This window comes from Marivivens sp. ABH4_498 (genome assembly GCF_056160585.1).
In genome coordinates this window covers 170,439-195,931 of the sequence record NZ_JBSWXL010000004.1, presented here as the reverse complement: position 1 = coordinate 195,931, position 25,493 = coordinate 170,439, and the positions used below count along the sequence as shown (strand labels likewise).

The window sequence follows — 25,493 nt, the reverse complement described above, 5'->3', positions numbered from 1 at the left end:
GGGCGGGCGACGCCTAGGTTCTGATGGATATCCAAGAAAGAACCTGAATGCGCCCGCTACCAAAATCTGACGCCAACCTGAATGGCGACAAAATCGAAGGCATGAATGTCCTTCAAAAAGTGTTTCCGTATCTCTGGCCCGCTGACAAGGCATGGGTGAAACGCCGCGTTGTGATCGCGCTGTCTGTTCTGGTGCTGTCGAAACTGGCGTCGGCGGGGGTGCCGCTGATCTATAAACGGATTGTCGACATCATGAGCGGCACAGCCGATGCCGCTGAAATGCTGGCGATTGGGGCGATCGGGCTAACGGTTGCCTATGGCATGGCCCGCCTGATGAATGTCGGATTTCAACAGCTGCGCGATGCGGTGTTCGCGCCCGTTGGCCAGCGTGCGTTGCGCCAATTGGCGATTGAAACGTTCACGCACATCCACCAACTGTCGATGCGGTATCACATCACGCGCAAAACCGGCGGACTAAGCCGCATCATCGAACGCGGTGTCAAAGGCGTGGATTTCCTGTTGCGGTTCTTGCTGTTCAGCATCGGCCCGTTGGTTCTGGAACTGCTGATGATCGCGGTCATTTTGTATTTCGCACTGGACGTTTGGTATTTGGCCGTCGTGGTGATCACCATTGCGATCTATGTGCAGTTCACGTTCAAAGTCACCGAATGGCGCGTGCGCATCCGCAAGAAAATGAATGAACAGGATACCGACGCCAACCAAAAGGCCGTCGACAGCCTGCTGAATTTCGAAACCGTGAAATATTTCGGTGCCGAAAAATGGGAAGCGTCGCGTTACGACAGCGCAATGGAGCAATACGAAAAAGCGGCTTTGAAGACGTCCTATTCGTTGGCATTCCTGAATTTCGGGCAAAGCCTGATTATAACCAGCGGTCTGATTGCCGTGATGGTCATGGCCGCTATTGGCGTTGAAAACGGGACGTTGACCGTGGGCGATTTTGTTATGGTGAACGCCTATATGATCCAGATCACCATGCCGTTGAATTTCTTGGGCTCGGTCTATCGCGAAATTCGTCAGGCGATGATCGATATGGCCGAAATGTTCAATTTGTTAGAACAACCATCAGAAGTATCCGATAAATCGGGCGCAAATGTTCTAAAAGTGCAAGGTGGCGCGGTGCGGTTCGACAACGTTCGCTTTGGGTATGACAGTGAACGTGAAATCCTGAAAGGCGTCACACTGGATGTTCCGGCCGGTCAGACGGTCGCGATTGTCGGATCGTCGGGATCGGGCAAATCCACCATCGGTCGATTGTTGTTTCGGTTCTATGATGTGACGGGCGGGTCTGTGTCTATTGATGGCCAAGATGTGCGCGATGTGACCCAAGACAGTTTGCACAAATCCATCGGCGTGGTGCCGCAGGACACGGTGCTGTTCAATGACACGATTGGTTACAACATTGCCTATGGTCGCCCCGATGCGACCCGCGACGACGTGATCGCCGCCGCCAAAGCCGCCCGTATCCATGATTTTGTGACGTCTTTGCCGGATGGCTATGACACCCAAGTCGGCGAACGCGGTTTAAAACTGTCGGGCGGTGAAAAGCAGCGGGTCGGGATTGCACGCACCATTTTGAAAAATCCGCCGATCCTGCTCTTGGACGAAGCGACCTCGGCTTTGGATACGGAAACAGAACGGAACATTCAGGCGCAGTTGGCGGCTATGGGGCAGGGGCGCACAGTGATCACGATTGCGCACCGTCTGTCCACCATTGCCGATGCGGACCGCATTGTCGTTCTGGAAAAAGGCCAGATCGTCGAAGAAGGCCGCCACGACCACCTGCTAGACCAAAACGGGCGCTATGCACGTCTATGGGCCCAGCAGGCCGCCGAAGATAACGCAGCCTAGATTATTCTAGGCCCATATCGATCAGATCAAAGATCTGGTCGCGGTCTGTAATCGCGACCAGACGGCCAACCTCGGTCCGTCCGTCAAACAGAACCAGCGTGGAACGGCGCGGGATGTTGATGGATTTGGTAAATTCATTATCGCCATAGTCATCCCAATCGACGTTCACGAATTTGATTTGTTCCATCAGGGACGGATCTTCGGTCAGGATCGCGTCAATCTGGCGTTCCTGCACTTTGCAGGTGCCGCACCATGTTGCCTTGAAATCCACGAAAACGGTGTCGCCTGCGTCTAGCATGGCTTGAACGTCATCGGTCGACACCCACGGGCGTTCGATATTTTGGGCAAAGGCAGGCAGGGCGGTCATCGCCAATGCTGCGGCGAATAGGGCACGTCGTGTGAACATTGGATTTCCTTTCGTTTAAAGTTTGACCGAAAGCGAGAGAAGCCAGTCCGGCATTATCCCGATCAGCCATATTTCGGCGTATTTATGCGCTTGGGTCAGGATCATCAGACCGACAAGGATCGAAATGATGCCAAACACCCGCAGCGCTGTGGTTGCATTACGTTGTAGTGTGGTTTTGCGGCGGCGGATCACTTCTTGGCCGCCGTAAGACAGGGCAAGGAACACGGTGCCGATGCCCAGACCATAGGCCAGCATAATCGCGGCTGGCACCAGATACGCATCGCCCGTTGAGGCCAGAGCGACAGCCGCGCCCATGGTCGGGCCAATGCAGGGGCTCCATGTGATGCCTAATGCGCCACCCGCTGCGAAATTTGCCGTGGGCGATCCCGACAGGCACATGGCCAATTCGTTGGCATTCCCAGCAACGCCAGACAGCATTTTAAATGGCGAAAATCGTGCGGGTATCAGGATCAAAACACCGAATACGATTAGGAAAATGGCACCGACATTTGCGATTTGGGTTTCATTGATCCCCAATCGGCGGCCCGCAACGGCCAATATAAAACCGACCAACGCGGTCGATAGCGCCAGACCTGCCGCCAGATAAACGGGGGCGCGGCGGCTGTCTTGCATCGCCGATGCACCAATGATCGGCAACAACGGCAGAACACAAGGGTTCAGCAGGGTCAGTAGGCCCGCAACATAGCCAAGCGCGATTTGTAGCATGAGTCCTCCCAAACTCTTTGCTTGATACTAGGCATCAAAAAACAATCTGGGAAATCACGAAAAAGAGCGGGAATTGTAGCATTTGAATAGGAAAAGGGGCCGCATGGGCCCCTTTGTTTTTTATTCGGCTGCACGCACCGCAGGGGATGTGTCGACAATCGGTGCAGTTTCGGGCTCTACCCATATGATTTCTGGCGATTTTACCTGTTTCGCGGCGCGTTTCAGCGCGCGGTCTTGCGCTGCGCGGCTGCCGCCCAATTGGTTCTGAATCCAATGCGCATAAGTGCCCGCCCAGACGCGCAGCGCCAACATGGCGGGGGTAAATACCAGCGTCAGAACCGTGGCGATGCCCAGTCCGAACACAACGGCCGTGGCCAGCTGTTTCCACCACAATGCCGTTGGGCTGTCGACCGAATAGCCACCATTCATGAAATCTAGGCTTAGCCCGAACATCATAGGCGCAAGGCCGGCCATGGTTGTGATCGTGGTCAACAACACAGGGCGAATGCGGTCCTCGGCGGTGCGAATAATCGCCTCTTTGCGGGGCATGTAGGTTGTGTATTCCTGATAGGTATCGATCAGAACGATGTTGTTGTTCACCACGATCCCCGCCAGTGCGACGATGCCAGTGCCCGTCATGATGATCGAAAATGCCTGACCCATCACCAGCATGCCAATCAGAACGCCCGCAGTGGACAAAATGACAGCCAGCAGCACCAGAACGGAATTGTAGAAACTGTTGAACTGCGCCAGCAGGATAATGAACATCAGCATCAAAGCCGCAGAAAACGCCTGAGCGAGAAACGCGCCGCTTTCCTCTTGATCGGCCATGTCGCCGCCCCATTCAAAACTGATCCCAGCGGGCAGGTTTCCGGGGGTGTTTAGCCAATCTTCGATCACGGCGATGCGTTCGTTGCCGTTCACGACTTCGCGTTTTAGGGTGCCGTTTTCGATGTCGGCCAATTGGTCATCGGTCAGGTCGGTTTCGGCGACGATAATGAATTCGTCGGTGTCGGTGTTGGTGAGTTTGATGAACCCATCGGCAACGCCCGCTTTGACGTTGAAATACCGTTTCTGGTCAATCCGGTCGATCTGCGCCAATTGGGGAACGGGCGTGCGCGTGATGAAATTCGACAGGGGGACCAGACCAGCGGTCGTGCGGACCTTTAGGCTGTCCAACGTCGACAGAACGCGGTCCTGTTCTGGCAGTCGAACACGGATTTCGACCTCTTCGTCGGAACTGTCGACGCGCATCGTATCCAGCAAAATGCCGCGCGTGACCAGCTGCACCATAGCGCCAACAGTTGCGACATCGGCGCCGTAACGGCCCGCTTTTTCGACGTCTACGTTGATTTCCCAATCAATGCCGGGCAGGGGGCGGCTGTCTTCGATTGCGGTGAGGGCGGGCATCGCATCAAAATAGGCACGGACATCTGCAGTCGCGGCCAGCAGCTGATCCCAATCTTCGCCGATGACGCGCAGGGCGACAGGTTTCGTCGCCGCAGGGCCCATCGCCAATTCCATGGTTTCAGTGCGAATGCCCGCGATGGAATTCAGGCGGGTCTGCAGGTTTGCCATCACGACATTGCCGTCTAGGTCCGCGACCGACAGCCCGTTCGCACGGGCAAAAGCCGCGCGATCATCCCATGGGATTAATTCGATCTGTAGCTGCCCGATGGCGTCGCGGGGGCTTTCAGCGCCGGCGGTGTTCGAATTCAACCCGCCTTCGCCAGCAAAGGCAAAGACCGTTTGGATGCCCGGAGTCGTCAGCGCGATGGCTTCGGCCTGTGCAACCAGATGATCCTTTTCTTCTAGGCTTAGGTTGCCGCGGGCCTGAACATAGACAATCGCTTGTTCGGGTTCGGTTTCGGTGAAAAATTCGACGCCGTTGTTGTTCGCGCCGAAATAGCTAAAGGTTGATACGACGAAGAATAGGATCATTCCGACGGTCACCAAAGGCATGATCGGGTTGCCCGCGACAAACCAGATGAACCAGCCAAAGGGGGATCGCTGATACCCTGCTTTGACCGATTTGGGGGTGCGAATGATTTTTGCGGCGCCGACCGTGATCGACAGCGCAACCGCCCCAATCAGGAACACGGCAAACCCCGGCAGCGCATCAATGGCATTCGCCGTTTGCACATCGTTGCCGGACAGATACCCTGGGTTCAGGGCCAACATCGCGCCCGTGTAGGCGATCATAGCTGCTGGGATCACCAACAGCGCGCGCAAAGCCCATGGGAGTTTGACGCGCAAAACATCGGATGCGACGCTGAAACTGCGGCTGGTACGGCCCAACACACCGCCCATTACGGGCATGTAAATCAGCGCGACAACCAGCGACGCCGATAAAACGAAGATCAGCGTGACCGGCAGCATCCCCATGAATTGCCCCGGAACACCCGGCCAGAACAACATTGGCAAAAACGCGCAAAGCGTTGTCGCGGTGGATGAAATCACGGGCCAGAACATGCGCTTTGCGGCCTCGGTATAGGCATGCATTGGGCCTGCACCTTCGGCGATGCGTTTGTCCGCGTATTCCACGACAACAATCGCGCCATCGACCAACATCCCGACCGCAAGGATCAGCCCGAACATCACGATGTTTGAAATCGTAACGCCCATAATGCCAAGCATAAGAAACGCCAACAAAAACGATGTCGGAATGGAAAAGCCAACCAGCAACGCGGACCGCGTACCCAGCGACGCAAGCACCACAATCATGACAAGAGCAATCGCGGTCAGAACCGATCCCTCTAGCTGCGATACCATGGATGCGACCGTACGGCTTTGGTCATTCGACGTGCCGACGTTGACGGCGACCTGCAATTCAGCGGGCCAGTTTGCGGCATTTGCGTCAACAGTGTCGCGGACCAAAGCAGCGGTATCGATCAGGTTGTAACCGCGTGCCTTAACCACCTGCAAAGCCACGGTTTTCACGCCATTGAAACGGGCTGTGCTTTCGCGGTCTTCGAACGTTAGGCGAATGGTGGCCAAATCGCCCAAAGTGATCACGCGGTCACCGTTGGTTTTGACGGGCAGGTCGTAAATATCCTGCACTTCGTCGAACGATGACGGGATTTTAACGGAAAATGACCCTTGGGCGGTTTCAACTTCGCCCGCGGCGATCAGCATGTTGTTGTTGACCACCACATTGATCAATTCGCCTGCGGTCACGTTGTAGGCTTCTAGCCGCAGGGGATCGATTTCAACTTCGACCATTTCGTCGCGCTGGCCTGTTAGATTGGCGGATAGAACTGCATCAATTGCTTCCAGTTCGTCCTGTAGGTCTTTGGCAACGTTGATTAATGTGCGTTCTGGGACGTCACCGGTCAGGTTCACAATGATGATCGGAAATTCCGAGAAATTGATTTCGTTGATCGAATATTGGTCTGCGCCGTCGGGAAATGACCCTTGGGCGGAATTCATGGCGTCGCGCGCATCGGCCATGATTTTTGTTTTGTCCCATCCGAATTCAAATTCCAGCGACACACCTGCATAGCCTTCGGACGCGACCGACATCATGGTTTTCAGCCCGTCCAGATCCGCCAATTCGGTTTCCATGGGTTCAACCAGCAAACTTTCCGAGTCAGCAGCAGAGATGCCAGGGAACGGGACGGAAATGAACAGCGCGGGGATTTCAATGTCAGGCTCGCCCTCTTTCGGGAGGCTGACATAGGCAATCGCCCCAGCCACGATGGACAGGACGATAAAGGAAATGACCATACGGGCCCGATTTGCGGCCCAGTCAATCATGCCGGTCATTGGGATGCCTCCGCATAGACGGGCGCGACTTTGACGCCTGCGACAACATATTCTTGGCCGACGGTGATAATGTCGGCTTCGGCGGGTAGGCCCGATACCCAAACGCCATCAATCGTGTCCCGCAGCAGATCCACGGCGGCGAATTGAACGACGTTATCGGCGTCAACCAGACGCAAACCCAATGCGCCATCGTCGTTCAGGGTCAGCGCGGATTGCGGAACCAGATGCGCCATGCGCCCATCCGTTCCGACAATAATTTCAGCGGTTTGTCCATCACGAATGGCCAGATCCGCATTTGCGACCTCGATTTCCGTACGGAAGGTGCGGGTGGTTTCATCGGCCGCGCGGGACAGGAACGTCACGCGGCCCATGACTTCGCCACCCGAGGCAAGGCGCGCAGCGGCAGGGGCGCCAACGGTGACTTTGTTCACATCCAATTCGGGCACAAAGGCCACCAATTTGATGGGGTCCAGCTGGATGACGGTGGCACAATCCCCGCCCATCGATAGAAATGACCCCAGTTCGGCAGTGTCCGTTTCCAAAATGCCCGCAAATGGCGCTGTGATGGTGATGCGGGACAGTTCCCGTTCGGCGGCCGCTAGACCCGCTTCGGCGCTGGTAATGGCCGCTTCGGCGCTGGATAGACCGCCGCGGGCCGATTCCAATCCCGCTTGGGCGGCTTCATAGGCTGCCTCGGCGCTGACCAGACGGGTTTCGGTGGCATAGCCGTCTTGGCGCAGGGCGCGGGCTGCGTTCAGGTTTACATCTGCCTCGCGTAGGCTGGCTTGGGCCTGAACCAGCGCGGCGGCGGCTTGGGGTTGTCCTGCTTGGGCTTGGGTCAGGCGGGCGCGGGCTTCGGCGACGGATGCTTCGCGGGTGCCGACATCGATTTGGCACAGCGTATCGCCTGCGTTCACAAATGCGCCCTTGCGCAGCGGTTCGCCAGAGATTTGGCCGGATGTTTCAGCACGCACAACAACGGCGCGCGCGGCTTCGGTGCGGCCACGCAGGATCACGGCGCTTTCGATTTCGCTTTCTTGGCTGTGTTGAACGACCACCTTGATCAGCGTTTCATCGACCGCAGTGTCGGTCATTTCGTCGGTTGGGGCGGCATCCATAGGCACGTCGCTGCCCGCCACAGCCATCAGGCGGTCACGTTCAAACACCAAGAAATATAAAAAAGCCGAAACGATGATTGCGGTTGCAAGCGGCATGATGCGCATTGGATTGGCCTTTCGTGACGCGGTGACGCTGAAATGCGGCGCGTTTGTTATTATTTTATCGGCGCAAGACACACCGATTTAAGCGAATATACGTTAAACTACTTCGTTCAGATTAAAATTATGCGGCATGCCGCGGCCCCCCTAGCGTTAATCAACGCCCAATTCCCTTGGCATTCTATTCATGTTTTGGATAAGACAAAGCAAAGATTACGACAAAATCGAGAACAAACATGAGCAACAACGAAAGTTTCATCGACGAGGTGAACGAAGAAGTCCGCCGCGATCAGCTGTTCGGATACATCCGTAAATATGGTTGGATTGCTGGATTGGCTGTTGTCGGTTTGGTTGGCGCGACTGCATTTGTGGAATTCCGTGCATCCCAACAACGCGCCGCAGCAGAGTCCAAGGGCGATGCAATCTTTGACGCCTTGAACGAAAGCGAATGGGCACAGCGCCAAGAAGCGTTGGCGCAATTGCCGCAGGATGTGGTTGAACTGATGCTGACAGGTGCAGCGGCCACTGAAAATGGCGACACAGACGCCGCGATTGCCGCCTATACCGCGCTGGCAGGGTTAGAAGATGCCCGCCCGATCTATCGTGAACTGGGCCGTTTCAAGGCGCTGGTTTTGCAATCGGCTGACGAATCCCCCGAAACGCGCATTGCTAGTTTTGAAACCATGGCGGTGCCAGGTGCGCCGTTTGCCATGTTGGCGCGTGAACAGATCGCGGTTGCACAGGCGCAGATGGGTGATGTGGACGCTGCGATTGAAACGCTTCAGTCGATTTCCGCCGATGCGACGGCCAGCCAGGGGTTGCGCAATCGCGTTGGACAATTGATTGTGGCGCTTGGCGGTCAGGCCGCAGAATAACAATACGGTCGGAGTGCAGGCAGTGACATTCAAAACGATTATGGGCACCGGATGCGCTCTGGCTATGTTGGCGGCATGTGGTCAACGTGACGTCATTTTGCCGGGCGAACGTCTGGATATCCGTGACGGAATGGCGACCCAGCAGGTGGAAACTGCCAATGTTGCGGCCCCGATTTCATTGGGTGCACAGGTTGCGAACACCGATTGGACGCATCGCGGCGGATCGGCTACGCACAACATGCCGCATTTGGCGTTGTCGGCTGCACCGACGTTGGCGTTTGCGGCCAGCATCGGGCAGGGGGATACCCGCCGTAATCGTATCACGGCCGATCCGATTGTTGCGGATGGCGTGGTTTATACGGTCGATTCCGCACTGAATTTGGCAGCCACGGCAACGAATGGCGCTGCGCTATGGTCGGTGACGTTGATCCCAGCGGGCGAACAAAGCGAACTGTCTGGCGCTGCACTGGCCTATGGTGGCGGCATGATCTTTGCGACCACTGCGTTTGGTGAATTGATCGCGCTTTCGCCTGCAAACGGCGGTGTGATCTGGCGTCAGGATCTGGGCGCTTCGGGCGCATCGGCGCCGACCTATCAGGGCGGTGTTGTCTATGTCGTCGGCCAAGATAACCGTGCTTGGGCGATCGATGCCGAAAATGGCACAATCCGCTACACCAAAAACAGCAACCCTGTTTCCGCTCAATACGGGTACGGCCCCGGTGTTGCGGTGACGGGCGAATACGCGATCTTTCCGTTCTCATCCGGCCAATTGGTCGGCGCATTCAAAAACGGTGGCCTAACCCGCTGGAGCGATAGCGTCGGAGGCGAACGTCTGGGGTATGCCCTGAATGCGCTGGACGGTATCACCGCAGGCCCTGTGGTTGATGGGTCGACGGTGTACTACGGCAACTCCACCGGTATGATTGTTGCGCTGAATATTGCGGACGGGACACGCCGTTGGTCGGCACGCGAAGGCGCGGTAAACACTGTCTATCCAGTAGGCGGGTCCGTTTTTGCGGTGAACGACGTCAACGAATTGGTGCGTCTGGATGCGCGGTCGGGTGATGTGGTTTGGTCGGTGCAGATGCCTGACCTGATCGAACGCCGTATGGGCAAATCCCGCGCGGCTGTTGCGCATTATGGCCCCGTTGTCGCGGGTGGTCACGTGGTCGTGGCATCATCGGACGGCGCGCTGCGTCTGTTTGACCCTGTGTCGGGCGCGTTGGTCAATCAAATCGAATTGCCGTCCGGGGCTGCTTCGGCACCTGTTGTTGCGGGCGGCGTTTTATACGTTGTGAACAAAGACGGGCAATTGTTGGCTTTTCGTTGATCAATAATTGGTGTATCGCCCCGATCTTGATCTGAAAGGGCTCTGGCCATGACATTCACACTTGCGATCGTTGGTCGCCCGAACGTGGGCAAATCAACGTTGTTTAACCGCCTTGTCGGTAAAAAGCTGGCTTTGGTAGATGACCAGCCTGGCGTGACGCGCGATCTGCGCGAAGGTGACGCGCGTTTGGGCGACCTACGCTTTACCGTTATCGATTCCGCCGGTTTGGAAGAAGCGACCGATAATTCGTTGCAGGGGCGTATGCGCCGTCTGACCGAACGCGCGGTAGAAATGGCCGATGTTTGTCTGTTCTTGGTCGATGCCCGCGCGGGTATCACGCCATCGGACGAAGTGTTCGCCGATATCCTGCGCAAGAAAAACGCCAACGTCATTCTGGCCGCGAACAAGGCCGAAGGCCGCGCAGGCGAAGGCGGCGTGCTAGAGGCCTATAGCCTTGGCTTGGGCGAACCGATCCGCCTATCTGCTGAACATGGTGAAGGTCTGGATGAACTGTATCACACGCTGATCCCGATTTCGGAACAGTTCGCCGAACGCGCAGCCCAAGATATGCCAGACGTCGATGTGGACATCGAAGACTGGGACGATTTCGAAGAAGGTGATGAACCACCCATCCCGATGCCGACCACTGCAAGACCGCTTCAGATCGCGGTTGTGGGGCGTCCGAACGCGGGTAAATCGACGCTGATCAATAAAATCATTGGCGAAGAACGTCTGCTGACCGGCCCAGAGGCTGGCATCACGCGTGACGCGATTTCGGTGAAAACCGAATGGGAAGGCGTGCCGATGCGTATCTTTGATACCGCCGGTATGCGCAAAAAGGCCAAGGTTCAGGAAAAGCTGGAAAAGCTGTCGGTATCTGACGGTCTGCGCGCTGCAAAATTCGCCGAGGTTCTGGTGATTTTGCTGGACGTGGAAATCCCGTTTGAACAGCAGGATTTGCGCATCGCCGATTTGGCCGAACGCGAAGGCCGCGCCGTTGTGGTTGCCGTGAACAAATGGGACCTAGAGGACGAAAAGCAGGAAAAGCTAAAAGACCTGCGCGAAAAATTCGAACGTCTGCTGCCTCAGTTGCGCGGCGCGCCTATGGTCACCGTATCGGCGAAAACGGGCAAAGGTCTGGATCGTCTGAACGCCGCAATCATGAAAGCCTACGAAGTATGGAACCGCCGTGTGTCGACATCGGCCCTGAACCGTTGGCTGGTTGGTATGCTGGAACAGCACCCGCCGCCCGCACCGCAGGGCAAGCGGATCAAGATGCGCTACATGACGCAGGTGAAAACCCGTCCGCCGCAGTTCGTGGTAATGACGTCGCACCCAGATAAAGTGCCGGATAGCTATAACCGCTATCTAATCAATGGCTTGCGGGCTGACTTTGATATGCCGGGGACGCCGATCCGTTTGTTCCTGCGTGATCAGGGTGAAAAGAACCCGTATAAGAACAAGAAGAAAAAACAGACCGGTCGTTTGCACAAACACCTTAAGCAAAATCGCGGCGAATAATCACTGCGGCGATTGCCAGAATACCAATCACCGCCAGCACCGACATCACCAGATTGTCGGTGCTGTTTTGTATGATGACCCCGATAAGCGCCCAGATGACCGCCGCGCCATAGGCGATACCGGATGGCGGCATCAGTTTGATGGCGATGGCCGCCCCCATGGCGACGATAAGGAACAGGATCGATGCGGTCTGATAGGACAGGATGCCATAGCCTGCGATCATGATGGCGAACGACACGCAAGACGCCGCCGTCAGCCAACCCGCATATAGGCCTACAGGCACCTTGAGCCACCAGCGGTCTTTGGACGGGCTACGCAGCAGGGCAAGGATTGCAAGGCCCGCCATGATCACGATGATCACGGTCGCCCAGATCACAGTGGCGTTCGCAATCGCCAGCCACAACGTGCCTAACGCGAGGCTCAGCGCCAATGGCCCGCGCGTGTTCTGCCACGCGCCATCATAGCGGCGTTTGATCAGGCCATAGATCGCCGACACCACCAGCCAGCTGTAAATCAGGCCCCAGATGCTGAACGCATAGCCTGCGGGCTGGATGGGCGGTTGATCCATGAATACGGGGATCTGGTCCGCCTCGTATCCAGTGAACGGCGCGGTGACTAATGGGGCCAGAACAAAGGTCGCGGTGAATAGGGCGGTCAGATAAGGCAATAAACGGTACATCGGAAAACCAAGGGTTATATTGAGTTAACCCGATGGTAGCGCAATTTTTCCCAATGTCCTGTGCCGCAACGAAAAAAGCGGACGCAAAACGCCCGCTTTTGTCATCGATATATCGTTGGCTTAGGCCAGCGTGCCGTCGAGCGTCAGGATGGTTTTGCCGCCCAGATACGGGTGCAGCGCATCGGGCAGGGTGACCGACCCATCCGCGTTCTGACCGTTTTCCAGCACCGCGATCAGGGTACGGCCAACAGCCAGACCCGACCCGTTCAGCGTATGCACAAACTGTGGTTTGCCGCCTTCGGTTGGTTTGAAACGTGCGTTCATGCGGCGGGCCTGATAATCGCCAGCGGTCGAAACCGACGAAATCTCGCGGTATTTGTCCTGACCGGGTAGCCATACCTCTAGGTCGTGGGTGCGTTTCATGCCTGCGCCCATGTCGCCTGCGCATAGTTTCATCGTGCGGTATGGCAGGTTCAGCGCCTCTAGGATCGCTTCGGCCTGACGGGTCATGCGGGCATGTTCGGCCTCGGAATCGTCGGGGTGCACGATCGACACCATTTCAACCTTTTCGAACTGGTGCTGACGCAGCATGCCCGATGTGTCGCGGCCTGCGGAACCTGCTTCGGAACGGAAACATTGGGTGTGCGCGGCATAGCGCATCGGCAGCGCGGATTCTTCAATCACGTCGCCGTTCACAAGGTTGGTCAGCGTGACCTCTGCCGTTGGGATTAGCCACCAGCCGTTGGTCGTTTGATAGCTGTCTTCGCCGAATTTCGGCAGCTGGCCCGTGCCGTACATCATGTCCTCTAGGACCATGACGGGGGTGATCGCCTCGGTCAGGCCGTGGTTGTCGACATGGAAATCCAGCATGAACTGCGCCAGCGCGCGGTGGATACGCGCAACGCCGCCTTTCAGCACGACAAAACGGCTGCCCGACAGTTTCGCGCCTGCCTCAAAATCCATGCCGCCCTGAACAGAGGCCAGTTCGAAATGTTCGACAGGTTTGAAATCGAATGTGCGCGGGGTGCCCCACTGGCCGATTTCAACGTTGTCGTCTTCGGATGCGCCTTCGGGGACGTCATCGTACAGCATGTTCGGAATGGTCAGCAAAAGGTTCGTCAGTTCGACGTCCTTTTGTTTGGCCTCTTCGTTCATGGCGGCGATTTCAGCCTTTTTTTCGGCAACCAGCGCGCGCAGACGTTGGAATTCGTCTTCGTCACCGCGGCCTTTGGCGGCGCCGACTTCTTTGGACGCTTTGTTCTGTTCGGCGGTCGCGGTTTCCGCAGCGTGGATCAGGGCGCGGCGCGCCTCGTCCAGGGCCAGAACCTCTGACGACATCGGGGACGCTCCACGACGCGACAGCGCTGCGTCAAATGCGGCTGGGTTTTCGCGGATGAATCGGATGTCATGCATGGGTGTCGTCCTTTTGTTTTATGACGCTGCGCTTATGGCATGTGAAATTTCAAAACTAAAGAGCCAAGGCAATGCATTGGCGCGCTGTGATATTCGGCGTCACATTTAATAATTTCGTTACCTAGAGTTCGCAGGATTGTCACGGATCCGGCTTATCAGCGCGGCCATGCACCACTGGGTGCACAAAATTTCCAGCTGCAATGAATAGGCCAGAAAATGACCGATATTAAAGATGTAGATCTGTCTTGGGACGATTTTGACGAACTGCGCGATCCGCGCCCTGACGCAAACGAATTCGACGCTGTAGTCGAACGCGCCATTTCGCGCCGTGGTTTTCTGGGCGGCGTTCTGGCGTTCGGTTCGGGCGCTGCGGTTATGGGGTCGGTCATGGGATCGGCAACGTCGGCAAACGCGCAGGCGGCTGCATTCAAATTTGCGCCAATCGGCATCGCAACCGACCACGACATCCACGTGCCAGAAGGCTACGAATGGAAAACGCTGGTCCGCTGGGGCGACGCGCTATTTTCCGAAGCCAACGGCGCCTATGACGCAGAAAACGGCGTGTCGGTCGATATGTCGGACAAAGTGTTCGGCGAAAACACCGACGGCATGGAGCTGTTTGAGGTAGACGGCAAACAGCTGATCGCGGTGAATTCGGAATACGTGAACCCGAAAATCAACCTGCCTGCCGACGCCGAAGGCACCCCGCGCACCGCAGACGAAGTGACCCTGCTGAAGAACCTGCAAGGCGTGACCGTGATGGAAGTTGCTGACAACGGCAACGGCTACGAAGTCGTCGTAGACAGCCCATATAACCGCCGCATCACCCACGAAACTCCGATGACCATGGACGGCCCTGTGGCTGGCACCGATCTGGTCAAAACCAACGCAGACCCAATGGGCATGTCGCCAGTTGGCACCATGAACAACTGTGGTTCGGGTAAAACCTTGTGGGGCACATATCTGACCTGCGAAGAAAACTTTAACGGTTATTTCGGCGCAACGGGTGCTGAGCCTGTCGGCGCGGGTTACGCCCGTTACGGCATCGGCGGCGAAGGCCGTTATGCCTACGAAAAATTCGATGCGCGTTTCGATCTGACGGCAGAGCCGAACGAACCGCACCGTCACGGCTGGATCACTGAAATCGATCCTGCAGACCCAACATCCACCCCTGTGAAACATTCGGCGCTGGGTCGTTTCAAACACGAAAACGCGGAAATGGTTCAGGCCGCTGATGGCCGCGTGGTTGTGTATATGGGCGACGATGAACGCGGTGAATTCATCTATAAATACGTGTCCAACGGCACCTACACGGACGGCGGTTCGACCGAAGGCCTGCTGTCTGACGGCCAACTGTATGTCGCGAAATTCAACGATGATCAGACGGGCGAATGGCTGGCTCTGACGCCGGAAACCACGGGCATGTCGGCAGAAGAAATCCTGGTTTTCTCGCGTATGGCAGGGTCTGCTGTTGGCGCGACCACGATGGACCGCCCTGAATGGGTCGCCTGTAACCCGCTAAAGGTCGAGGCATATTGCGCCCTGACCAACAACAAAAACCGCGGCGTGAAACCGAACGCTGGCGGCGATGACACCCCAGCCGTGGGTCCAAACCCGCGCGAGACGAACAACTATGGCCAGATCGTGCGCTGGACCCCAGCGAACGAAGACCACGGGTCGACCGAATTCACATGGGATCTGTACGTGATGGCGGGCAACCCGACCGTTTACGACAACGCCTATGCAGGGTCGGACAACGTGAACGCGGGCAACATGTTCAACTCGCCCGACGGTATGGCGTTCGACAGCGAAGGCATGCTGTGGATCCAGACCGATGGTGACGACAGTAACGAAGGCGAATTCGAAGGCCAAGGCAACAACCAGATGCTGGTTGGCAACCCAGAGACCGGCGAAATCGCACGTTTCATGACCGTGCCAAACGGCGCCGAGGTCACTGGCCTGTGCTGGTCCGCGGATCGCAAGGTTGCCTTTGTCGGCGTTCAGCACCCAGGCGGTAGCTGGCCTGACAACACCGGCAAACCACGCAGCGCAGTTGTCGCCGTTTGGCGCAACGACGGCGCAACCATCGGCTAAGCCCGCAAGGCATAAACAAAACGAAGGGGCCGCATCTGCGGCCCCTTTGGTTTTGGTGGGTTATTTGGCGTTGCGGGCGTAATCGGGTAAATATTCGAGCACGTCTGGATGATGTTCCGCCACCCAATCGCGCCATGCGCGGTTGAATTCATCATAGCTAAGTTCGTCTTTGGGCCAATGTTCGGGCCAAGGCGTGACGGTGTTCGTCCCATCGCCAAAAATTGAGGCAAGGTGTTCGGCGAATTGCGGTAGGTTCTCTATATCTATACTTGTTACCGACGCACCGTTGACAATGGCGTCTGATACAAATGTGAGGGTGTCAAATTCTGCGCCGTATAGGTGCGCGCCGTTCAATTTCGTTATGTAAAGGAATGCCCCTTGCAATTGCGTTTCCTCGAGGTGCGCCCCCTGCAAATTCGCCTCCATTAGGTCCGCTCCCTGCAAATTCGCCCAAGATAGGCTCGACTCTTGCATATTCGCCCCGCTTAGGTTTGCTTTCTCCAATTGCGCGAAACCCAAGTGCGCTTCCTGTGATTTCACAAACCTCAGGTCCGCTTGCTGCAATTGTGCGAAGCTTAGGTCCGCTCTCTGCATGTTCGCCGAGGTTAGGTTCGCCCCCTGTAGTTTCGCTCCATCTAATTCTGCCCCCTGCAAATGCGCCCAGCTTAGGTCCGATTCCTGTAATTTTGTCTTGTTTAGATGCGCTCCCTGTAATCGCGCGTTTCGCCATTTGCCCTTGCCAAAATTCAGTCCGCTCAAGTCCATGCCTTGCAGGTTTGCGCCGCGTAGGTCGATGGCGGTGTCCTCTAACTCCACATTGGGTAAGTCGCGAATGCGGCCGATGGCTTGGACGGCCTTTTGTAAATCGGATCGTTTAGGTGCTAGGCCGTCCGCCCAGTCGCTCAGTTCATCGGGCGACGCATTTTCGGGCGTTGGTTCGGCGGGTACATCGGGGATTTTGTCACCGACCTGAACGGTGTGTTCGCGCACGTATAGCGATAGCATTGCGGCGATGCGGCTGGCTTCCTCTGGACGTTCTCGGATTAATCCGAACAGACGATCAATCGCCGTGGCGCGGGTAACCAGATCGGGTTCGCGGGTTGTTAGAACGCGCTGCTCTTTTCCGTGACCCACAACTTTGGTCACTTCGCGCCAAGCGGCTAGGTTTTGGGATGCGTCGTTCAGTTTGTCGTTAAATAGTCGTTCATCCGTCAGGTCGTTCTGTTTCGCTGAATGTTGGATACGGACCAGTGTCACGGGAAAAGCCACGACAGCACCCAATGTTGCGGTCATGGCTGTCAGAGTGACCAATATCCCGCGAAGCTCAGTTTGCTCCTCTGAGGTAGCGGGGGTCATGTGAAGCAACGCATCAACAATCGTCCACATCAATCCGCCGACCAGCGCAATCAAGAGCAGCCCCCACATGGCCGCGCCTAGCATAACCACGGTCACCGGCAGTTTCGTCAGCCCCAGATTTTCCTGCAGAATCATCAGTGGATCGCGTTTTTCTTCGGGCGTCGGCATGATCCGATAAATAGCGAAACTGCCCGCAATTATGGTTAGCAGGACAATCGGCAGCCAGTCGGAATAGCTGGCGGGCGGAAAATGAAACGTAAATTCAGGCATTCAAATGTCTTTCACACGCAAAACGTGCGTCGACTAAAGCGGATCACCCGTCATTGCGCAAGTATGTGAACAGAACGCCTCTGCCTGCGGTTGCCAATCTTTCATGGGCGGAATAACGTGCCGCGACTTTGCGGGGTGGGCCCGCATACCCAATAAACGAAGGAGCGCCCGATGGAGGCCATTCAAGGTATCGTCCCCTTTATTCTGATCTTCGGGATCATGTATTTCCTGCTGATCCGTCCTCAGCAAAAGAAAGTGAAAGAACATCAGGAAATGGTGGCTGCGCTGCGCCGTGGTGATCAGGTTGTCACCCAAGGCGGCGTCATCGGTAAAGTGTCGAAAGTCAAAGACGACAACGAAGTTGAAGTTGAGATCGCGACCGGCGTTTCGGTCCGCGTTGTGCGTTCGACCATCACTCAGGTAGTGAATAAAACCGAACCAGCAAAGTAAGGTAAGGCCCCGGATATGCTCCAGATTTCGCGATTCCGACAGGTTTTGATCCTACTGGTCCTCATGGCCGGGGTTATCTTTACGCTGCCGAATTTTTTCTACGGTCGGGTCGAACAGCACAATGATGCTGTCGCTCTGATCGACAGTGGGATTTCCACTGAACAGGCCGAAGCGGATGTCGCGCTTTGGCCATCGTTTATGCCTAGCAACCTTGTGAACCTAGGTCTGGATTTGCGCGGTGGGGCGCATTTGCTGGCCGAAGTCCGCGTGGAAGAGGTATACGCCACGACCATGGATGCCATGTGGCCCGAGGTTCGTGACGTTCTGGCCGCTGAACGTGACACCGTAGGGTTCATCACGCGCGAAGAGTCCGAAGCCGGTGTTCTGCGCGTCCGTATCAGCGAAGCGGCTGGTATCGAACGTGCTGTTGAGCTGGTGCGCGGTTTGTCCGAACCTGTTGTGACGCTGACGGGCGCGGGGGCTTCGACGTTAAAGGTCACATCCCAAGGCAATGAAATCACTGTTGAATTGTCTGATGCGGAAAAACTGGCGAGCGACGATCGCACCGTTAAACAGGCGCTGGAAATCATCCGCCGCCGTATTGACGCCGCGGGCACGCGTGAACCCACCATTCAGCGTCAGGGCGACAACCGTATCCTGATCCAAGTGCCAGGTGCCAAGTCTGCAGAAGAGCTGCAGGGCTGGATCGGCACCACGGCGCAGTTGAATTTCCACCCTGTTGTTGGCCGCACCACAGACGCGACCCAAAGCGCGGGCGTCGGTAATTTCCTAGCGCCTTCCATCGAAGAGGACGGCGTTTATTACGTGCTGGAACGCACCGCTGTTGTGTCGGGCGAAGAATTGGTAGATGCGCAGCCCAGCTTTGACCAGAACGGTCAGCCTGCTGTGTCGTTCCGTTTCAACCCTGCGGGCGCACGTAAATTCGGCACCTACACATCCGAAAACGTAGGTGCGCCGTTCGCGATTGTTCTGGATAACGAAGTCATCAGCGCGCCGACCATTCGTACCGCGATCACGGGCGGTTCGGGCATCATTTCGGGATCGTTCACTATCGAAGAATCCACCAATCTGGCGGTTCTGCTGCGCGCAGGTGCACTGCCTGCTGGTCTGGATTTCCTAGAAAAACGGACCATCGGTCCTGAGCTGGGCGCGGACAGCGTTCAGGCGGGTAAGATGGCGGCGATGGTTGGTTTCGCGCTGATCATGGTGTTTATGGGGCTGACCTATGGCCTGTTCGGCTGGATCGCAAACGTGGCATTGGTTCTGAACGTCTGCCTGATTATGGGCGCGCTTTCGATCCTTGGCGCGACGCTGACGTTGCCGGGTATCGCAGGTATCGTACTGACCATGGGTATGGCGGTGGACGCCAACGTGTTGGTTTACGAACGTATCCGCGAAGAATTGAAAACAGCCAAAGGTCCGGCGCGCGCAATCGAACTGGGCTATGAACGTGCTATGTCCGCGATTGTGGATGCGAACATCACCACGATCCTGACGGCGGCTATTTTGTGGTTCGTCGGGTCGGGCCCTGTGCGCGGTTTTGCGACCACGCTGGGGATCGGCATTGTCACCTCGGTCTTTACGGCGCTGTTCGTAACCCGTCTGTTCATCGTCTGGTGGTTCCAACGCCGCCGTCCAAAATCCATCGAGGTGTGATCCAATGCGGCTACGTTTAATTCCAGACAACACCAACTTTAATTTCTTCCGCTTTGCTTCGGTCACCTTTGGCGCGTCGGCGGTATTGGTTGTGGCGTCCGTGATCGCGTTCTTTGTGTTCGGCCTGAATTTCGGCATCGATTTCCGAGGCGGGACTACGATCCGTACGGATTCAACCAATGAAATCGTCGTGTCGGATTACCGTGCCGCGATCGAACCATTGGGGCTGGGCGATATCGTCGTGACCGAGGTTTTCGATCCGACCTTTGACGCCGATCAGCACGTTGCGATGATCCGCATTCAGGCTCAAGAAGGCCAAGAAAGCATTTCCGAAGACATCGTAGAAAACGTCCGCGCGGCGCTGGTGGCGATTGATCCTGCGGTCACCTTTGCGTCCGTTGAATCGGTTGGTCCAAAGGTGTCGGGCGAATTGATCCAGAAAGCCGTCTATGCCGTTCTGGCCGCGCTGGTGGTCATCGTTCTGTACATCTGGCTGCGGTTCGAATGGCAGTTCGCGGTGGGCGCCGTTGTCGCGTTGATCCACGACGTTGCGCTGACGATTGGCCTATGGGCGGTGTTCCAGATCAAATTCGATCTGGCGACGATTGCGGCGCTGCTGACCATCGTGGGGTATTCGATCAACGATACTGTGGTTGTGTTCGACCGTGCGCGTGAAAACCTGATTAAATTCAAAAACACACCTCTGGTGGATGTGCTGAACATGTCTGCGAACGAAACCCTTAGCCGCACGATCATGACCTCGGGCACCACGCTGCTGGCGCTGATCGCGCTGTTGGTTCTGGGCGGCGATGTGATCCGGTCGTTCGTGTTCGCGATCACTTGGGGTATCATCGTTGGTACGTATTCTTCGATCTATGTCGCAAAGAACATCGTATTAATGTTGGGTGTCAAACGTGACTGGTCCAAGGAAAAGAAACCTACGGGCAATCAGTTCATGGACATGGATACGTAAATTTTCAGGGGCCGTTCGCGGCCCTTGACCATCTAGAGGATTAGCAATGCGCCTGAACGAAGTTGTCTTTACTGATGCAAAACCCGTCGACGGCTACGGCCCCGGTTTTTTCCGTATCGGAGGCGAAGTGTTCAACGGCCCGTTGGTTGTGACCTCGACGGGCGTTGCGTCTTGGGGCGGGTATGACGACGCCGATGCGCTGATCGCTATGAAAGATCAGACCGACGTTGTGTTCATCGGCACAGGCGAAAACATCGCCTATATTCCTGCCGAATTGCGCAGCGCGCTGGAAACCGCGGGCGTTGCGTTTGAAACGATGGCGTCACCTGCGGCTTGCCGTACCTTTAACGTTCTTCTGTCCGAAGGTCGCCGCGTTGCGCTGGCGATCCTGCCCATCTGATGCTGCGCGTCGATAACCTGACCTGCGCCCGTGGCGGTCGCCCCGTTTTGTCGAACGTGTCGTTCGATGTACCAGACGGGCAGGCGTTGATCCTGCGCGGGGCCAATGGGATCGGCAAAACGACATTGCTGCGCACGTTGGCGGGGCTGCAACCTGCGTTATCGGGTGACATACAGGTAGACGACGAAGACACCGCCTATGCCAGCCACGCCGACGGGATTAAGGCGCAGTTGACGGTGGCCGAAAATCTGGCGTTTTGGGCGGATATCTATGGAACGGATGTGCCTGAAACCGTGTACACTGATTTCGATCTGGCGGACCTGCGCGAACGGTTTGCGGGCACGTTGTCTGCGGGCCAAAAACGCCGTCTGGGGCTGGGCCGTTTGGGCGTGATCAAACGCAAGGTTTTGTTTCTGGACGAACCGACCGTATCGCTGGACCGTTTTTCGGTGAAACTGTTCGCGGACTTTATCCAAAACCGGCATCTGGCGAACGGCGGGATTGCCGTGATCGCGACCCATATTGATCTGGGCCTGACAGCGCGCGAATTGGATCTGGAACCCTATCGCGCGGCCATCGACGATCTGGGATCCAGTGACGAGGCGTTCCTGTGATCGCGCTGTTTATTCGTGACCTGCGATTGGCCGTGCGGGCAGGGGGCGGGTTCGGTCTGGGGCTTGCGTTTTTCCTGATCGTGGTGGTTCTGATCCCCTTTGGCGTTGGCCCTGACCGCGCCGTTTTGGAACCTATCGCACCGGGCATTTTGTGGGTCGCGGCGTTGCTGTCGTGCCTGTTGTCGCTGGACCGCATTTTCGCGCTGGATTTCGAAGACGGATCGCTGGCTCTGCTCGCCACGTCGCCTTTGCCGCTCGAGGGCGCGGTTCTGGCCAAGACCGTGGCGCATTGGGTCACAACGGGGTTGCCGCTAACGCTGGCGGCACCAGCCTTGGGTATCCTTTTGCACATGAAACCAGAGGCTTATGGGTATTTGTTCGCTTCGCTTTTGCTGGGTACACCTGCGTTGTCGATGATCGGAACGTTTGGCGCGGCGTTAACTGTTGGCCTGCGACGCGGTGGCCTATTGCTGTCGCTGCTTGTGCTACCTTTATATGTTCCGACGCTGATTTTCGGTGCCGAAGCCGTCCGCCGCGGTGCCGAAGCGATGGCCGTGCAAACGCCGTTTGTTATGCTGGCGGGGATCACGGCGGGGGCATTCGCCCTTTTGCCTATTGCGGCCGCAGCTGCCTTGCGCGTTAACCTGCGCTAGGCCGACCGAAGAAAGAGGAACCGATGTCGATTTGGGAATACGCAAATCCAAAGAAATTCATGGCCACGACAGCTCCGATTGCGCCTTGGGCGCTGTATGGATCGCTGGCTTTGATCACTGTCGGCCTGTGCTGGGGCCTGTTTCTAACGCCCGAGGCGATCAATTTCGGCCATTCGGTGAAAATCCTGTTCGTGCATGTGCCATCGGCCCTGATGGCGATTAACGCATGGCTGATGATGATGGTGGCATCGATCATCTGGATCGTGCGCCGTCACCACGTGTCGGCACTGGCCGCGAAATCAGCGGCGCCGATTGGCATGGTGATGACCGTGATCGCGCTGGCAACGGGTGCGATTTGGGGCCAGCCGACGTGGGGCACATGGTGGGCGTGGGAACCGCGCCTGACATCGTTCCTGATCCTGTTTTTGTTCTATCTGGGCTACATCGCGCTGTGGTCCGCGATCGAAGATAACGATACCGCCGCTGACCTGACGTCGGTTCTGTGTATCGTTGGATCGTTGTTCGCGCTGCTGTCGCGCTATGCCGTGCGGTTCTGGGGCAATGGGTTGCATCAGGATTCGACCTTTTCGGCGGACAAAGAAACGCACATCGACCCGTCGTTCTGGTGGCCTTCGGTCATTTCGATGGGGGGCTTTGTCCTGTTGTTCGTCGCGCTGGTTTTGATCCGCACAAACACGCAAATCCGCCTGCGCCGCGCAGACGCGCTCGAGGCTCGCAATCGGAGACAGTCATGATTGATTTCGGAAAACACACATTCCACGTTTGGGCCAGCTATGGCGTGACCATCACGTTGCTGGTTGGATTGATCGTCCAATCCCTGCGTCAAAGCAAAAAAGCCAAAGCGCGTTTGGCAGCGATCGAGGGCAAAAATGGCTAAGTTCCCAAAACTTGCACTGATCCCGCCGATTGCCTTTGCAGGCGTGGCCGCGTTGTTTTTTGCGGGTATGTTCTGGGGCAGCGATGATGACATGCCATCGACCATGATTGGCCGTGATGCACCTGTTTTGCCCGCGCAATCGGTGCCGGGGACCGAATTGGCGACGGTTGAAACGCTGACAACGGGCGAAATCACCATCGTGAATTTCTGGGCCAGCTGGTGCCCACCTTGCCGCGCGGAACACCCCGTTTTGCACGAACTGGCCGAACAGGGATATCGCATCGTAGGCGTGAATTTCCGCGATACCGAAACGGCATCCGCTGATTATCTAGATGAATTGGGCAATCCGTTCGTCGCCACAGGCTTTGATCGGTCGGGACGGGTCGCAATTGACTGGGGCGTGACTGCGCCGCCAGAAACATTCATCATCGATGGGGATGGCAAAGTGCTGTTCCGGTTCATCGGCCCATTGGTCGGGTCGGACTATGAACAGCGGTTTTTACCCGCCTTGGAAAATGCGCTGGCCGATTAACAGGCCAGTCGCGCCATCGCGCCAAATTCGGCAGCAGATCGGTATGCCATAGCCTGCAGATTGTGCTGGTAGGCGGGCGTGCCGATTTCCAGAACGATCAATAGCGATAGTTCTTCTGCTTCTGTCGTACCCATATGGGCTGTCGCGAAATCGAACACGTCGTCAATCGGGCGCATGGATTGGCAGCTGACCACGATGTCGGGGAAATATTCCGCGCGTTCTTCGGTCATGATCGACAACGCGTTTGCTGCGTTGATATCATTTTCCCAGTCTTCGCTGTCTTCGCCCCAGATATTCGCCTGAACGCAGGCGCCAGTTGCCATGCGTTCCGCCAACCCGCGACGCCAGAAGGCTGACGTTTCTTCGTGGGCGATGATCACAACTGCATAGGCCCGTTCACTAGGAAGAGGCGGGTAAGCGTCGTCGGCCGATAGGCGCATATGTGCGAATTGAATATCCATACCCCAAAGTCGCTGTGACCCGTGGATTCGGCAAACCGGATTCGGGGGGAATCCTGTGGATAGAGTCACTTAGCCTAGGCATAAGTCTGTGGATAAGTTGTGAAGGATTTTTGTGCCATATCTTGGCAACTCATCCTAAAAGCGATCCCCGCCGCGCCGTTACTATAAACAAAGAGTAGTATGGTGTAAAAATGGCGAGCGTTCAAAGCTGGGGATGGTTTAATTACACGGGCACTTGGCCCGGGTTTAACATCCTGTCCGGCAACAATTTGGATCACCGCGGCGATGGTTTGTCCGTTGATCCGTCCGGCTATGTGGAAATCACGCTAAATGACTGGAACAATGACGGTCTGATCTATGATGAAGATCTGGACGGCGGGCCGTTAAATGGTTTTGAAACCGTATCAGGCCCGTCAATGACGCTGACCCCGCACGAGGTTGCGCTGTATACAGGGTCCACCATCGTTCATAACGGCACGACCCTTACTGTGAACATGGAGGTGACGCTGTTCACCAACGGCATGTACGGTGTGCGTTTGCTGGATAATGAAATCCCAGCGGGCCATTATTCGGACGTCACCAGCATCACATTGGGCACATGGAACGAAGTTGAATATTCAGGTATCCATGTTTCAGCAGTGGACCAGATGTTTGTCTGCTATGTGGCTGGTACCGAAATCGAAACCACGCGCGGTTACGTGCCCGTGGAACAAATCAAGGTCGGCGATTTTGTCGAAACGCTGGATCACGGCCCCCAAGAGGTGCGCTGGATCGGATCGCAGTTCGTTTTGGGCACCGGAAAAAATGCCCCGATCCGGATCGAAGCAGGGCTGTTTGATAATGATGTGCCCGTCTACGTATCGCCCAATCATCGCATTTTGTTGCATGGTGAAATCGTGGACATGTTATTCGCCGCAGACGAAGTATTTGCCCCCGCCAAACATTTGGTGAACGGCACAACCATCCGGCCAGAACCCCGCGCATTGGTTCAATACTGCCATTTCGCATTAAACCAACACGAGGTCATCATGGCTGACGGCATGCTGAGCGAAAGCCTGTTGCCTGGTCCTGAATCGTTGCGTTTGATCCGGCCAGCCGACCGCGACGCGTTGTTTGACGCACTGCCACAGTTGCACGCGGGGTGGGACGCTTATGGTCCGTCCGCGCGGATGTGTCTGACCAAACGCGAATGTGAATTGCTGCGGTGGGCGAATGATCGTGAACGTCAGTTTGAAAAACTGGATAGCCCCATTATAGCGCGCCGTTTCGAACACCATTAACGAAAGCCCCGCCAAATTGGCGGGGCTTTGTTTTA

23 protein-coding genes are annotated in these 25,493 nt (G+C 56.4%); 15 read left to right on the top strand and 8 right to left on the bottom strand.

Features of this window, described 5'->3' with window-relative positions; all coding sequences use genetic code 11:
- Positions 1-47 precede the first annotated feature (47 nt).
- Entirely contained in the window at positions 48-1,868 is a 1,821-nt protein-coding gene (locus ACXAGA_RS11160) for an ABCB family ABC transporter ATP-binding protein/permease (protein ID WP_475117551.1), read from the top strand.
- A gap of 1 nt (position 1,869) precedes the next feature.
- On the opposite strand, the gene ACXAGA_RS11155 is transcribed toward ACXAGA_RS11160, so the two are convergent.
- The 4 genes from ACXAGA_RS11155 to ACXAGA_RS11140 all read right to left on the bottom strand — a co-directional run bounded on the left by ACXAGA_RS11155 (position 1,870) and on the right by ACXAGA_RS11140 (position 7,988).
- A complete protein-coding gene (locus ACXAGA_RS11155) occupies positions 1,870-2,274 on the bottom strand; it encodes a thioredoxin family protein (RefSeq protein WP_475117550.1) in 405 nt (134 codons plus the stop codon).
- 15 nt (positions 2,275-2,289) lie between these two features.
- Positions 2,290-3,000: a cytochrome c biogenesis CcdA family protein gene (locus ACXAGA_RS11150; protein WP_475117549.1), complete on the bottom strand. Its 711-nt coding sequence runs from the start codon at positions 2,998-3,000 to the stop codon at positions 2,290-2,292.
- A 120-nt stretch (positions 3,001-3,120) separates the two neighbouring features.
- Complete coding sequence (locus ACXAGA_RS11145) at positions 3,121-6,765, bottom strand: efflux RND transporter permease subunit (protein WP_475117548.1); 3,645 nt, start codon at positions 6,763-6,765, stop codon at positions 3,121-3,123.
- A complete protein-coding gene (locus ACXAGA_RS11140) occupies positions 6,762-7,988 on the bottom strand; it encodes an efflux RND transporter periplasmic adaptor subunit (protein ID WP_475117547.1) in 1,227 nt (408 codons plus the stop codon). Before ACXAGA_RS11140 ends, ACXAGA_RS11145 begins: the two co-directional genes overlap by 4 nt.
- Positions 7,989-8,218: 230 nt before the next feature.
- Here ACXAGA_RS11140 and ACXAGA_RS11135 point away from each other — a divergent pair, with 230 nt between their 5' ends.
- The 3 genes from ACXAGA_RS11135 to der are packed head-to-tail and all read left to right on the top strand — an operon-like array spanning position 8,219 to position 11,708.
- Positions 8,219-8,857, top strand: coding sequence for a hypothetical protein (locus tag ACXAGA_RS11135; protein ID WP_475117546.1), 639 nt, complete (start codon positions 8,219-8,221; stop codon positions 8,855-8,857).
- Positions 8,858-8,879: 22 nt separating this feature from the next.
- Positions 8,880-10,187, top strand: a complete 1,308-nt coding sequence (locus ACXAGA_RS11130; RefSeq protein WP_475117545.1) for a PQQ-like beta-propeller repeat protein — start codon at positions 8,880-8,882, stop codon at positions 10,185-10,187.
- Positions 10,188-10,235: 48 nt separating this feature from the next.
- A complete protein-coding gene (gene der, locus ACXAGA_RS11125; RefSeq protein WP_475117544.1) occupies positions 10,236-11,708 on the top strand; it encodes a ribosome biogenesis GTPase Der in 1,473 nt (490 codons plus the stop codon).
- Here der and ACXAGA_RS11120 read toward each other — a convergent pair.
- Positions 11,686-12,387: a hypothetical protein gene (locus ACXAGA_RS11120; RefSeq protein ID WP_475117543.1), complete on the bottom strand. Its 702-nt coding sequence runs from the start codon at positions 12,385-12,387 to the stop codon at positions 11,686-11,688. The two genes, der and ACXAGA_RS11120, sit on opposite strands and share 23 nt — an antisense overlap.
- 120 nt (positions 12,388-12,507) lie before the next feature.
- Complete coding sequence (serS, locus tag ACXAGA_RS11115; RefSeq protein ID WP_475117542.1) at positions 12,508-13,800, bottom strand: serine--tRNA ligase; 1,293 nt, start codon at positions 13,798-13,800, stop codon at positions 12,508-12,510.
- Positions 13,801-14,016: 216 nt separating this feature from the next.
- Here serS and ACXAGA_RS11110 point away from each other — a divergent pair, with 216 nt between their 5' ends.
- Entirely contained in the window at positions 14,017-15,894 is a 1,878-nt protein-coding gene (locus tag ACXAGA_RS11110) for a PhoX family protein (protein WP_475117541.1), read from the top strand.
- A 60-nt stretch (positions 15,895-15,954) separates the two neighbouring features.
- Here the strand turns inward: ACXAGA_RS11110 and ACXAGA_RS11105 are convergent, their stop codons facing one another.
- Positions 15,955-17,520 (bottom strand): pentapeptide repeat-containing protein, encoded by a 1,566-nt coding sequence (locus ACXAGA_RS11105; RefSeq protein ID WP_475117540.1) that lies wholly within the window; start codon positions 17,518-17,520, stop codon positions 15,955-15,957.
- Between the two features lie 171 nt (positions 17,521-17,691).
- Here ACXAGA_RS11105 and yajC point away from each other — a divergent pair, with 171 nt between their 5' ends.
- Genes yajC through ACXAGA_RS11060 form a run of 9 tightly spaced genes read left to right on the top strand, consistent with a single transcriptional unit; the run spans position 17,692 to position 23,717 of the window.
- Positions 17,692-17,970 (top strand): preprotein translocase subunit YajC, encoded by a 279-nt coding sequence (gene yajC, locus ACXAGA_RS11100; protein ID WP_475117539.1) that lies wholly within the window; start codon positions 17,692-17,694, stop codon positions 17,968-17,970.
- A gap of 15 nt (positions 17,971-17,985) precedes the next feature.
- Entirely contained in the window at positions 17,986-19,647 is a 1,662-nt protein-coding gene (secD, locus tag ACXAGA_RS11095; protein ID WP_475117538.1) for a protein translocase subunit SecD, read from the top strand.
- A 4-nt stretch (positions 19,648-19,651) separates the two neighbouring features.
- Positions 19,652-20,620, top strand: a complete 969-nt coding sequence (secF, locus tag ACXAGA_RS11090) for a protein translocase subunit SecF (protein ID WP_475117537.1) — start codon at positions 19,652-19,654, stop codon at positions 20,618-20,620.
- 46 nt (positions 20,621-20,666) lie between these two features.
- A complete protein-coding gene (locus ACXAGA_RS11085; RefSeq protein WP_475117536.1) occupies positions 20,667-21,020 on the top strand; it encodes an Mth938-like domain-containing protein in 354 nt (117 codons plus the stop codon).
- Complete coding sequence (gene ccmA, locus ACXAGA_RS11080) at positions 21,020-21,634, top strand: heme ABC exporter ATP-binding protein CcmA (RefSeq protein WP_475117535.1); 615 nt, start codon at positions 21,020-21,022, stop codon at positions 21,632-21,634. Before ACXAGA_RS11085 ends, ccmA begins: the two co-directional genes overlap by 1 nt.
- Positions 21,631-22,287 carry a heme exporter protein CcmB gene (gene ccmB, locus ACXAGA_RS11075; protein ID WP_475117534.1) on the top strand — a complete coding sequence of 219 codons (657 nt, stop codon included), beginning with the start codon at positions 21,631-21,633 and terminating at the stop codon, positions 22,285-22,287. Before ccmA ends, ccmB begins: the two co-directional genes overlap by 4 nt.
- Positions 22,288-22,310: 23 nt before the next feature.
- Positions 22,311-23,042, top strand: a complete 732-nt coding sequence (locus ACXAGA_RS11070) for a heme ABC transporter permease (protein WP_475117533.1) — start codon at positions 22,311-22,313, stop codon at positions 23,040-23,042.
- On the top strand, positions 23,039-23,185 hold the full coding sequence (gene ccmD, locus ACXAGA_RS11065; RefSeq protein WP_475117532.1) for a heme exporter protein CcmD: 147 nt from the start codon (positions 23,039-23,041) through the stop codon (positions 23,183-23,185). The genes ACXAGA_RS11070 and ccmD overlap by 4 nt, the downstream gene beginning before the upstream one ends.
- On the top strand, positions 23,178-23,717 hold the full coding sequence (locus ACXAGA_RS11060; protein ID WP_475117531.1) for a DsbE family thiol:disulfide interchange protein: 540 nt from the start codon (positions 23,178-23,180) through the stop codon (positions 23,715-23,717). Before ccmD ends, ACXAGA_RS11060 begins: the two co-directional genes overlap by 8 nt.
- Here ACXAGA_RS11060 and ACXAGA_RS11055 read toward each other — a convergent pair.
- Positions 23,714-24,178 (bottom strand): DUF7684 family protein, encoded by a 465-nt coding sequence (locus tag ACXAGA_RS11055; protein WP_475117530.1) that lies wholly within the window; start codon positions 24,176-24,178, stop codon positions 23,714-23,716. The two genes, ACXAGA_RS11060 and ACXAGA_RS11055, sit on opposite strands and share 4 nt — an antisense overlap.
- Before the next feature lie 191 nt (positions 24,179-24,369).
- Here ACXAGA_RS11055 and ACXAGA_RS11050 point away from each other — a divergent pair, with 191 nt between their 5' ends.
- Complete coding sequence (locus ACXAGA_RS11050; RefSeq protein ID WP_475117529.1) at positions 24,370-25,458, top strand: Hint domain-containing protein; 1,089 nt, start codon at positions 24,370-24,372, stop codon at positions 25,456-25,458.
- The last annotated feature ends 35 nt before the right edge of the window (positions 25,459-25,493 follow it).